Below are 12,042 nucleotides of genomic sequence, written 5' to 3' on the forward strand. Positions count from 1 at the left end.
TATGACAATGACAAAAGAAGAAGTACAAATGCTTTCGTTTCAAATTATCTTACATGCCGGGAATGCGAAATCAGACGCAATGGAGGCTTTGATTCTGGCTAAAAAAGGAAAATATGAAGAAGCAGCTAAAAAGATGGAATCAGCAGATGAGGCATTTGCAGAGGCTCATCATATGCAAACAGATCTTTTACATGATGAGGCAAATGGAAAAACAACGGAGCTTTCCGTGATTCTGATTCATGCGCAGGATCACTTGATGAATGCTTTAACGGTAAAAGATTTAGCTGTTGAAATGATAGATATGCATAAAAAAATAAATCGTCTGGAGGAGAAGTAATATGAAGATACGTTTAGTTTGTTCAGCGGGAATGTCTACGTCAATGCTTGTGAAAAAGATGAAGGAAGCTGCAGAAAAACAGGACTTTGAAGCAGATATTGAAGCAGTTGCAGAGTCACAGCTGAAGAATCATCTCGAATCCTTACAGGTTGTTCTTATTGGTCCGCAAGTCCGTTATCTGGAAGGTAAAATTAAAGAAAGCCTGGAGCCGCAGGGTGTAAAGGTTGCTGTAATTGATCAGATGGCTTATGGAATGATGCAGGGTGATAAAGTTCTGAAGCAGGCAATTGATTTAAATGAAGGAAACTAAAATAAACATGAAAAACTCGTATCTGCGGATACGAGTTTTTTAGTCTAAAGGTATTTTTTGTAGAAATCTTTCAGCTTCTCAACTGCTTTTTTTGCAAGTTCGTTCTGATCATATAAATCATAATGAGATACTATTCTATAGGGGATGGTGCTTTTTAAATGCATCCATACTGGCCGGGTAGTATAATAGAATCGTAGACAGAGTGTATTCGCCAGAAGGATCAGGTAAATAAGGACTAGTAAGACCCTTCCGTTTAGAGAAAGCAAACTCTGCCTTTCATAATTTAATTGTAGAATGGGAGAGATATTTTTTATGAAAGCAGCAAGAATTTACGCTGAAAAAGATGTCCGGGTGGAGAATGTCGAAGTAAAAGAAGTCGGGGCAAAAGATGTGAAAGTAGAAGTAGCCTGGACAGGAATTTGTGGTTCAGACTTACATGCTTATTCTCATTTTATTGGTATTCCAACAGAAGAGCATCCAATATCAAAAAGACAAGCTCCGCTGACATTGGGCCATGAGTTCAGTGGAACAGTAACGGAAGTAGGCAGCGATGTAACAGCATTAAAACCGGGTGACCGTGTTTGTATCGAACCGAATCTTCGCTGTGGAGAATGTAAGGAATGTCGTGAAGGAAATTATCATTTATGCAGAAACAGCAATGCAGCCTTTATCGGGCTTGCCGATGATGGTGGATTTGCAGAATACTGCGTCATGGATGAACAGTATTGTCATCAAATCCCGGATAACATGACATTAGAGCAGGCAGCACTTGTCGAACCGACGGCTGTAACCTATCATGGTGTAGATTTAGCAGGTGTGAAAGCCGGTGATGCTGTACTGGTTACCGGTGCAGGCCCAATTGGTCTATTAACAGTTCTCTCAGCTCGTGCAGCTGGAGCAAGTAAAGTATTCGTCAGTGATGTTTCGAAAGAACGTTTAGCGTTAGCAGAGTCTTTTGGATTTGTAAAAGCATTAAATCCAATGGAAGATGATGTGATTGGTACCATTATGGAAGATACAAATGGTGATGGTGTTGACGTGGCATTAGAATGTGCAGGCGTTCAGCCGACATTTGATACATGTTTGGAAGCTATCAAACGTACAGGTACCGTTTGTGTGGTCGCCATTTTTGGACAAAATCCAGAAATCAATGCATTTGCTTCTACAGTTAAAGAAGCAAACATTAAATTCTCTCTGGCCTATTCTAATATTTATGATCGTGTGATCAATCTGATTGCCAGTGGACAAATCCCTGCTGAAAAAGTAGTGACTAATAAAATTAAATTAGATAATGTTGTAGAAGAAGGATTTGAATTATTGCTTAATGACAAGAGCCAATCTAAAATTCTTGTCAGTGCGAAATAAAGATTATTATCCAATTTTTGAAAGCCTGCAGACAGTTCTGCAGGCTTTTTCTATAAAAATACAGATAAACTGCCTTTATTATTAAAAAATCAGCAAATATCGTAAGGAGCATGTTTGTACGGGCAAGCTCTTTTTTCAATATTTTAAAATAGAGAGAGTGTGTTTTTATGGTGAAGATTTATTTGGATCCCGGACATGGAGGAAGTGATACAGGAGCTGTAGGACAAGGATTGCAGGAAAAGCATGTAACACTAGCGATTGCTTTAAAAATACGAAATATCTTGAACAATCGTTATCAAGGGCATCAAATTCGGATGAGCCGTTCGACAGATAGTACTGTATCGCTGGCAGCGCGAACGAATGATGCGAACCAGTGGGGCGCAGATTATTTTATTTCTATTCACATTAACGCCGGGGGAGGAGCAGGCTACGAGGATTATATTCATTCGAACCTTTCTAATCAAGGAACCACAGGAAAATACCGGCAAATCATGCATGAAGAAATAATAAAGCAGGCGAACCTTCAAAATCGCGGCAGAAAGCAAGCTAATTTTCACGTGCTGCGGGAATCATCCATGCCAGCTATTTTAACAGAAAATGGTTTTATTGATCATGCAGCAGATGCGGCAAAACTGAAATCAGATACAATTCTGGAGCAAATTGCTTTAGGACATGCAAGAGGGATTGCGAGAGTATTTCAATTATCTGCTAAAAGCAGCCCGGGGTCTTCGAGCAGCTTCAATAGCTCTAACAATCAAGGAAAAACATCTATATCTAAAAAACAAATCCATTCCGTTGTGGACTATTTGAAATCAATTGGAGAAGATTCCAGCTTTACGAATCGTGCCAGATTAGCAAGATCTTATGGTATTTCAAATTATACAGGGACAGCTGCACAAAATACATGTCTGCTAAAAGCAGTCAAATCTGGAAAACCTTCGAATAATTCCTCTAAACTAGCAGCAAGGCGTATTCATTTGCCGGCATCTGCGTCTACATGGCGCACATATCCAATAAACGTTACACCAGTAAAGAAAAATAGCGATTGGAGTCTTACTCCTGCAGCTTTTGGCGGCTTAACCTATGATATTTTAGCAGAGCCATACCCGAATGTCGTGACAATCCAAACAGGGAGAGGAAGACGTAATATCTATATTGGACCAGATACCAGCGCACGCAGATTGTAATTAAAAACTTCATTCAGCAGAGATACCGCTACTGCTGAATGAAGTTTTTAATTTATTCTTCCTGATCTATAAAATATTTTGAAACAGGCACTAAATTGTCATCTAATTCATAAACAAGCGGAACTCCAGTAGGAATGGATACATTTACAATATCCTCATCACTAATATCTTCAAGGTATTTCATTAAGCCCCTTAAACTGTTTCCGTGTGCTGCAATAATCACACTTTTTCCTGCTTTCACAGCCGGTTTAATTTCTTCCTCCCAATAAGGAATAACGCGTTCAATGGTTGTTTCCAGGCTTTCACCAAGAGGAATTTTCTCCTCAGGTATTTCCTTATACTTTTCTTCATGTCCGGGATAACGTTCATCTTCTTTTTCTAAAAAGGGTGGAGCTACATCGAAGCTGCGGCGCCAGATATGTACCTGATCGGCTCCGTATTTTTCAGCAACTTCCTGTTTATTCAATCCCTGTAATGCACCATAATGTCTTTCGTTCAGCTTCCAGGATTTATGTACAGGAACCCATAAACTGTCTGTCTCCTCCAATACATAATTGAGTGTTTTAATGGCTCTTTTTAAATAAGATGTATAAGCTACATCGAAATGGAATCCATGCTGCTTCAATGCCTGTCCTGCATGCTTTGCATCCGCAGCACCATGGTCTGTTAAGTCTACATCTGTCCATCCGGTAAAAAGATTGGCCAGATTCCATTCACTCTGACCATGTCTAATCAGTACAAGCTTCATATATAATCCCTCACTATCTTTTTATTTATAACATACCACTCTGAGGAATGATTTACACGTAATGCGCAGTTGTATTTTCTAAAAAGACAGGAAGGGAGGGAATTTATTTTATAAACTTCCGTAATAATTTTTTCACCGTTCTGCTGGTCGCATGCTTACTGACTTGCTTTTTAAGCTTTTGTTTCTGATGAGGTTCCATGTCATTCCATTTTTTTAATCCTTTATCAATAAATGATTTAATTTTCATCCACTTCTCCTCCTTTTAGATATTTTATCAGGAAGCTGATGCAACGTATCATTTAAAGTATTTAAAAAATAACCCGCTGGCCGAATAAATTTGCAGGAGTAATAAAATACGGTAAGCTAGTATATAAAATGAACGGAGGCTGCAGAGAATGACAAAAATAAATCCAATTGAGTCATTGCTGAATCAATTTGAAACGTTGATTTTAGACGGAGCATTGGCAACAGAATTAGAAAAACTTGATTGTAATCTGGATGATCCTTTATGGTCTGCCCGTGTTTTGCTGGATGAGGCTGAAAAAATTAAAAAGGTCCATTATGCTTATTTTGCTGCTGGTGCGGATATTGCTATCACAGCAAGCTATCAGGCCAGTATAGATGGATTTAGAAAGCATGGTCTAAACGAAGCGGAAGCAAAAGCATTAATCAGGAAAACAGTAGAGCTGGCACAGCAGGCGAGGAAGGATTATTGGCAGGAAAAAATGGAATCAGTACGACCTTATCCATTAGTTGCCGGATCTGTTGGACCATATGGAGCTTATCTGGCTGACGGTTCAGAGTATGTCGGTAATTATGGCGTAAGTGATCAGCTTTTACATGATTTTCACAAGCCTCGTATAGAAGCCTTGGTTGAAGCAGGAGCAGATTTATTAGCAATTGAGACGATTCCATCTCTTCAGGAAGCCAAAGTTATCTGCGATTTACTAAAAGAATTCCCAAATATATCAGCATGGATGACATTTACGCTGAAGGATGCTGTACATATCAGTGAAGGAACAGCATTAAGAGAGTGTGCAGAGTTTTTAAATACATGCAATAAGATTGCTGCTATTGGCGTAAATTGTGTAACAACAGAATTTGTCAGTGATGCTGTCCAGGAATTAAAGACCTGCACGAATAAGCCTATTATCATTTATCCGAATTCTGGTGAAAATTACGATCCAGAGACAAAAACATGGTATGGAGATAATCATATGCATGTAGACAAGGCTGCTGCAGACTGGGCTGAAAAAGGAGCAAGAATTATCGGAGGCTGCTGCCGGACGGGACCTGAGGATATCAGAGGGATCAGCAGGGTATTGAGAGGAGTAAATGATAACCATATATCTGATAAATGAAAGTAGTTTAGAAGCCATGTTTTTATCTTAAGCAAATGTTTATATGGAGAACAAGATGAATATTTCAGAATGATGTTTTCTATTTTTACCACAGCTCTTTAGCAGCTGTGGTATTTTAGGTGGAATCATTTTCCTTATAAAAGTACGGTTTTTATAAGGAATAAATTTTAGGATGTTTTTTAGTTTTTTTAGGATTCAATTATAAAATAACATCGCTTAAGATAAAGTTGAAAATACATTACAGGAGGTAAATTAATGAAAGCGCTTAAAATGATGGCTTTATTTACAGTTATAAGTTTTTTATTATTAGGTTGTTCAAATAATAGCTCGGGAAATGGAGAGGAATTAGTTGTTTATACAGCAAGAAGTGAAAGCTTAAATGAATTAGTTATCCCAAGTTTTGAAAATGAAACAGGTATTAAAGTAAAAACCGTTACAGCAGGCACCGGAGAGCTGGTGACAAGAGTCGAATCTGAAAGAAACAACCCCCAAGGAGATATCCTATGGGCTGCAGATGTAACAATGTTACATGATAAAACAGACTTATTTGCAGAATATGTGTCTCCTGAAGATGAGAATATGATGGAGGAATTCAGAAATGAGACAGGATATTTTTCTCCAGCTTTTGCTGATCCAACTGTTTTTATAGTCAATACAGATTTAACTGGAGGTGAAGGGCAGATTACTAGCTTTGAAGATTTGCTGGATCCTGAATTAAAAGGAAAAATAGCATTTGGAGATCCCGTTAATTCCAGCTCTGCTTTTCAATCTTTAATGGCGATGCTGTATGCAGCAGGTGACGGAGATCCTTTATCTGATGAAGCATGGGATTTCGTTGAAAAATTTATAGCCAATTTGGATGGGAAAATTCAAGGAAGCTCTGGTCAGGTTCATAAAGGCGTTGCAGATGGAGAATACGTTGTTGGATTAACATGGGAGGATCCAGTAGTCCATTATATTAGAAATGGAGAATCAGTTGAGGTTGTTTTCCCGGTAGAAGGGGCTATTTTCCCTGGCCAGGCAGTCCAGATTATAGAAGGAGCAGGAAACATGGAGAATGCTCAAAAATTTGTAGATTATCTTCTCTCTGAAGAAATTCAGACGCAGGCAGGTCAGGAATTAACGGTAAGACCTTTAAGGGAAGATATTGAACTGGCGGATTATATGGTACCTCAGGATGAAATCAACTTATTTGAAGAATATGATGAAATGTGGGTTATCGAGAATACAGATGAGATAACCGCAAGATATGTCGATTTACTGGAAAAATCACTAGACTAGGATAAACAAAAATATTTAGGAAGTAACTTGTGGTATCGACAGATTATCACAAGTTACCGTTCATGCTTTTAAGGGAGGTAATTATGAAGTGAGTGTTTCCGTTAATATAGATAAAGTCGTAAAAAAATTTGGAGAGGATAAAGTTATTGATAAGCTATCTCTGGATATTCAAAAAGGAGAGCTTTTTACTTTACTGGGGCCATCTGGCTGTGGAAAGACAACTTTATTACGAATGATCATAGGGTTTCATTCCATTGATGATGGTCAAATTAAAATTGATGACAAAGTAATTAATCACATTCCAGTGAATAAAAGAAAGATGGGGATGGTTTTTCAGAACTATGCTATCTTCCCACATATGACGGTAGAAGATAATATTGCTTTTGGGTTAAAAGTCAATAAAATTGGAAAAGAGGAAATGACTGAAAGAATTAATGATATTTTAAAAACAGTTCGGATCGAGGAGCATAAAACGAAAAAACCTGAAAACTTATCAGGAGGCCAACAACAAAGGATTGCATTAGCAAGAGCGCTTGTTATCCATCCTAAAGTATTATTAATGGATGAGCCGTTATCCAATTTAGATGCAAAATTAAGAATTGAAATGCGGAATGCTATTAAAAATATTCAACAAGAGGTTGGAATAACGACTGTGTATGTTACACATGATCAAGAAGAAGCGCTGGCTATTTCTGATAGAATCGCAGTAATGAATAAAGGCATTATTCAGCAAATAGGAAAACCTGAAGAAATCTACAGCCGTCCTGCTAACGTTTTTGTATCTCAATTTATAGGAACATCTAATATAATAAAAGGTATAATTAAGAAGAAAGAGGATGGTTTATACGTTCATTTAAATGATATGTATTCAGTAAAAATGAATAACTTGAAGCAGGATGAAATAGTGGACAAACAAGAAGTATTAGTATCTGTAAGACCCCAGGAGTTTATCATCACTAATAAAGAAAGCGGTATCAAAGGTGAAATTGACAGTACCATGTTTCTTGGACTAAATACGCATTACTTTGTAAATCTTGATTCAGGAGAGCGGGTTGAGGTTATTCAAGATAGTGAAGAAGAAGAAATTTTACCAGAAGGAAAAGATATTAACTTAAACATAAAAAGTAAAAAAATTAATATCTACCATGCCGATACGAAGGAAACGTTAATCAAGGCAGGTGGTCATGATGAACAAAAATAAGTTTAATTTATGGAATATCAGCTCTGTTATTATCCTTCTGCTAATGTTAACCTTTATCATTTATCCTCTTTTTTTAATATTAGGTAAAGGTATATTTAATAGTGAAACAGGAGCGTTTACGCTTAGTCATTTTATCCATTTCTTTGAGAGGAAATTTTATTATATAACGATATTAAACAGTTTTAAGGTTACGATTGTAAGTACCATACTGGCAGTTATAATTGGACTGCCATTAGCCTATATGTTAAGAAAGATAAAAATATTTGGCAGTAAATTTATTCAGATTATCGTTATTGTATCTTATATATCACCGCCGTTTATTGGAGCCTACGCTTGGATTCAACTGTTGGGAAGAAGTGGGGTTATCACCAAGTTTATCAATGATACATTTCAGTTGAATTTTGATGGGATTTATGGTTTTGCAGGAATTGTTCTTGTACTGACATTACAATCATTTCCTCTTGTGTTTATTTATATCATGGGAGCATTAAAAAATCTTGACAATTCTTTAGTAGAAGCAGCAGAAAGTCTTGGGTATTCAAATTTTCAAAGAATGACAAAAATTATAATCCCATTAATTATGCCAACAATTTTAGCAAGTTCATTACTTGTATTTATGCGTGTTATCGCAGATTTTGGAACACCAATGTTAATTGGTGAAGGGTACCGGACCATGCCAGTATTAATTTATCAGCAATTCTTAAGTGAGGTTGGCGGTGATGCTGGTTTTGCTGCTGCAATTGCAACTATTTTTGTAATAATTACAGTTACTTTATTTTTATTACAAAGGATTCTGTCCAGACAGTATTCGTATTCTATGTCAGCACTAAAGCCGATGCAGGCAGAACCTCTTTCGGGAACCAAAAATATTTTAAGCCATATCGTTGTTTATTTTATTACCTTTATCGGGATATTACCTCAGCTGGTGGTCATCTTTACATCATTTTTAGAGACATCGGGTGGTCAGGTCTATACAGGCAGGCTCTCACTTGAAAACTATAAAAATATTCTTTTTGACAGGGACTTAAATGCGATTATAAATACTTACAAAATGGGTCTTTATGCGATTATAATCATTATTGTTATCGGGATTTTTATTTCTTATTTAACAGTTCGAAAGCGGAATTTAATGAATTCTGTTATAGATACATTATCAATGTTCCCGTTTGTCATTCCGGGATCTGTACTAGGTATAGCTTTAGTTTTTGCATTTAGTGATGAACCGATATTTATTACGGGAACAATTTTAATTATGGTTATTGCATTTGTCATTAGAAGAATGCCGTACACGATTCGGTCCAGTACTGCTATCATCAGCCAAATTAGCCCCAGCATTGAAGAAGCAGCTATCAGTCTCGGAGCATCTGAAACAAAAACATTTTATCGAATAATTGTTCCAATGATGCTGCCAGGAGTACTGGCCGGTGCAATTATGAGCTGGGTTACCATACTTGGAGAATTGAGTGCCTCTATTATTTTATATTCAACGGAGACACAAACTTTGGCTGTGTCTATTTATACAGAAGTAATAAGAGGGAATTTTGGCAATGCTTCTGCATATTCGGCTGTTTTAACCGTTACTTCTATTTTATCTCTGTTAATATTCTTTAAGCTCACTGGAAAAAAGGAAGTAGATTTATAGAAATGATATATAAGGGTTGCTCCAATTATTGGAGCAATCTTTATATCTAATCATGATTAGCAGGAGTTATTAACCATGAAGCAGAGTAAATCGATAAAAGACTATTTGAAAAAAACATTTTTAAAATATACAGTGATTATTATTTTCTTATTAGTATTCGTGTTTTTAATCTCACTGTGTGTTGTCTTTAATTATTCGGTTATAAAAGTTAACAGAGAAGCGGGAGAGGCGTTAGAGAATGAACTGACAGAGGAATTTGAAGGATATAGGGAAGGTATTGAAGAACTTTCGTTAAATAAGGAGATTGTTCAGGCACTAGAAAACAACGAGGTAGATTCGTATGTGAATAAATTGTTATATGAATTTAAAAACAGCCGGAATATCTCATCGGATTTTGTTTTGATAAATGGTAACGAAGAAATTGTGTCAACAAGCTTTCATCAGGATGATGAAGAAATTCTTTCCGATCATGTATTTCTTAGATTACTGGCTAATGAATTAAAACAAATACATTATAAGGAACAGACGATTCATAACCGGATTTTCGGAGAATCAAGAAGCTATTCCTATTATTTTTCAACTGCTGTATCAAACGGTGCTAAGAATGTAGGATATCTTATCTTTTTCATAGATGATTTTATTGATACCAGTGTTGATAATCAACTTGTATATATAACAGACCAATATGATAATGTCATTGCTAAAACAAACAATTATCATATTGATTCACTTGGCAAATTCACTGTGGATAATGGTCAAAATTTAGTGAAAATAGATGAAAATTACTTCTATATGAATAAACAGCCCGCAATGAATAATCAACTAAATATCATCACTTTATCTATTATCAATGTATATAGGAATATTTTGATATTTGGTATGGTGACCATGTTAATTAGCAGCTTTATTATCTTTTTGATAGCCAGAGTTATTATACCTAAAATATTTAAAAAGACTTTACAACCGTTGAATGCCTTAATCGCTATTATTTCTAACGGAAATCATAAAGATATATTTAATAAATCAACTGCTGTAGACGAGTTGAATGTGATTTATAAGGAGTATACGAGCAAAATAGAGGAAATTAGAGAGCTCATTCAAAAAAATGAAGAAATAACAGAAAAGAAAAGACTGTTGGAAATTAAACATTTAGAAGCTAAGTTTAATCCGCATTTTCTATATAACGCATTGGAAATGATTAAATATGAAATTACTTTAAATCCTGATAATGCATCTGATATTGTTGTTAAAATAGCCAAGCTTATGAGATATAACACTAATTTCGGGAATACGTTAGTTCCGTTAAAGGTAGATCTGGAATATTTGATAAATTATTGTGAAATACAGAAGCTGCGTTATGGTAAAAGATTAGAGTTCAAGATTAACATTCATAACGATTTGTTAGACATACCTATTCCTAAGCTTATTTTACAGCCTTTAATAGAGAATGCGATAAAACATAATATCGATTATAAAAACAATTTAAAAATAACATTAACTGCCCAGGAGATAAGTAATCATCTAGTCATAAATGTGATTGATAATGGTTTAGGTATCAAAGAAATTGAATTAGAAAGTCTAAAAAAGAAAATTTATCATAAAGACGAAGAAATAGAAGAGGTCAGGCAAATTGGTTTGAAAAGTACTCAGGGTATACTTAGACTGCTTTATGGTGAAAAATATGGACTGAGAATTGAAAGCTCCTACAATGAAGGCAGTGTATTTTCTTTAGACATTCCATTAAAAGAGGTGAATAATTTTGAATAAGGTATTGTTAGTTGAAGATGAACCTATTATTCAAAAGGGTCTCCAATATAAAATGAACTGGTTACAATTAAACTGTGTAGTGGTGGGATGTGCAGATAACGGAAATATAGGAAAGGAAATGATAGATAAATTAAAGCCGGATATAGTCATAACGGATATAAGAATGCCTTTTAAAGATGGAATAGAAATGTTGAAGGAGACAGTAGGAAATCATAAATTTGAAGCTATTATATTGACTGGTTATGATGAATTTAATTATGCGAAACAGGCAATCAGGCTGGGTGTCCATGATTATTTATTAAAACCGGTAGATATGGAGGAACTGGGAGAGGTAATTAAAAATCTTATTTTTAAAATTGAGGAGAAAAAAACGAAGGATAATTATAAAGTTAATTCATTATTATATAAAGAACTGTTGAATATTAATCTTAATGTTGCTGAAACATCAAGCTATGTGATAGAAACGATTGATTTTATTAAAAAAAATTATGCCACTAAGATAAACTTTAAAGATTTATGTGATAATTTAGGGGTTTCGAATGTATTTTTAAGTGCCAAATTTAAAAGTGAAACAAACTACAGTCTAAATGATTTTTTAAATAGATACAGGCTGCTGAAAGCTGTTGAATTGCTTCAAAATGATAAGGTTTTAGTTTATGAGGTAGCAGAAGAGGTAGGCTTTAGTGAATATAAATACTTCAGTCAGGTATTCAAAAAGTATATTGGAATGCCGCCAAAGCAGTTTTTACATCAAGAGTTTTAGAAAAGGTATTTAAAAAAGAGACATTACATTAGGAGAGATACCCACCCCCCTTTGATGTTATGTCTCTTTTAAAATGTTAT

The 12,042-nt window shown here is 35.4% G+C and carries 11 protein-coding genes and 1 pseudogene; 10 read left to right on the plus strand and 2 right to left on the minus strand.

Features of this window, described 5'->3' with window-relative positions; all coding sequences use genetic code 11:
* Window position 1: 1 nt before the first annotated feature.
* From OSO01_RS04880 to OSO01_RS23655, 4 genes and pseudogenes are all read left to right on the plus strand, one after another.
* Window positions 2-337 (plus strand): PTS lactose/cellobiose transporter subunit IIA, encoded by a 336-nt coding sequence (locus tag OSO01_RS04880; RefSeq protein WP_147209248.1) that lies wholly within the window; start codon window positions 2-4, stop codon window positions 335-337.
* Window position 338: 1 nt separating this feature from the next.
* Window positions 339-647, plus strand: coding sequence for a PTS sugar transporter subunit IIB (locus tag OSO01_RS04885; RefSeq protein ID WP_147209250.1), 309 nt, complete (start codon window positions 339-341; stop codon window positions 645-647).
* A gap of 312 nt (window positions 648-959) precedes the next feature.
* Window positions 960-2,012: a 2,3-butanediol dehydrogenase gene (locus tag OSO01_RS04890; RefSeq protein WP_147209252.1), complete on the plus strand. Its 1,053-nt coding sequence runs from the start codon at window positions 960-962 to the stop codon at window positions 2,010-2,012.
* Window positions 2,013-2,179: 167 nt separating this feature from the next.
* Window positions 2,180-2,731 (plus strand): annotated as a pseudogene (locus OSO01_RS23655) (N-acetylmuramoyl-L-alanine amidase family protein); the annotation flags it as partial.
* A gap of 520 nt (window positions 2,732-3,251) precedes the next feature.
* Here the strand turns inward: OSO01_RS23655 and gpmA are convergent.
* Both gpmA and OSO01_RS23255 read right to left on the minus strand, forming a co-directional pair.
* Complete coding sequence (gpmA, locus tag OSO01_RS04900; RefSeq protein WP_147209255.1) at window positions 3,252-3,947, minus strand: 2,3-diphosphoglycerate-dependent phosphoglycerate mutase; 696 nt, start codon at window positions 3,945-3,947, stop codon at window positions 3,252-3,254.
* Window positions 3,948-4,050: 103 nt separating this feature from the next.
* Window positions 4,051-4,194, minus strand: a complete 144-nt coding sequence (locus tag OSO01_RS23255; RefSeq protein WP_156985819.1) for a hypothetical protein — start codon at window positions 4,192-4,194, stop codon at window positions 4,051-4,053.
* 148 nt (window positions 4,195-4,342) lie between these two features.
* Here OSO01_RS23255 and mmuM point away from each other — a divergent pair, with 148 nt between their 5' ends.
* The 6 genes from mmuM to OSO01_RS04930 all read left to right on the plus strand — a co-directional run bounded on the left by mmuM (window position 4,343) and on the right by OSO01_RS04930 (window position 11,962).
* Window positions 4,343-5,308, plus strand: a complete 966-nt coding sequence (gene mmuM, locus OSO01_RS04905; protein ID WP_147209257.1) for a homocysteine S-methyltransferase — start codon at window positions 4,343-4,345, stop codon at window positions 5,306-5,308.
* A gap of 255 nt (window positions 5,309-5,563) precedes the next feature.
* Window positions 5,564-6,589, plus strand: a complete 1,026-nt coding sequence (locus tag OSO01_RS04910; protein WP_147209259.1) for an extracellular solute-binding protein — start codon at window positions 5,564-5,566, stop codon at window positions 6,587-6,589.
* A gap of 88 nt (window positions 6,590-6,677) precedes the next feature.
* The gene (locus OSO01_RS04915) at window positions 6,678-7,790 is read left to right on the plus strand and encodes an ABC transporter ATP-binding protein (protein WP_147209260.1); all 1,113 of its coding nucleotides are present in this window, start codon (window positions 6,678-6,680) and stop codon (window positions 7,788-7,790) included.
* On the plus strand, window positions 7,774-9,432 hold the full coding sequence (locus OSO01_RS04920) for an ABC transporter permease (protein WP_198048606.1): 1,659 nt from the start codon (window positions 7,774-7,776) through the stop codon (window positions 9,430-9,432). Before OSO01_RS04915 ends, OSO01_RS04920 begins: the two co-directional genes overlap by 17 nt.
* A gap of 75 nt (window positions 9,433-9,507) precedes the next feature.
* On the plus strand, window positions 9,508-11,199 hold the full coding sequence (locus OSO01_RS04925; protein ID WP_147209262.1) for a sensor histidine kinase: 1,692 nt from the start codon (window positions 9,508-9,510) through the stop codon (window positions 11,197-11,199).
* Window positions 11,192-11,962: a response regulator transcription factor gene (locus OSO01_RS04930; RefSeq protein WP_147209264.1), complete on the plus strand. Its 771-nt coding sequence runs from the start codon at window positions 11,192-11,194 to the stop codon at window positions 11,960-11,962. The genes OSO01_RS04925 and OSO01_RS04930 overlap by 8 nt, the downstream gene beginning before the upstream one ends.
* Window positions 11,963-12,042 lie beyond the last annotated feature (80 nt).

The organism is Oceanobacillus sojae (assembly GCF_007991515.1).
Taxonomy (GTDB): domain Bacteria; phylum Bacillota; class Bacilli; order Bacillales; family Amphibacillaceae; genus Oceanobacillus; species Oceanobacillus sojae.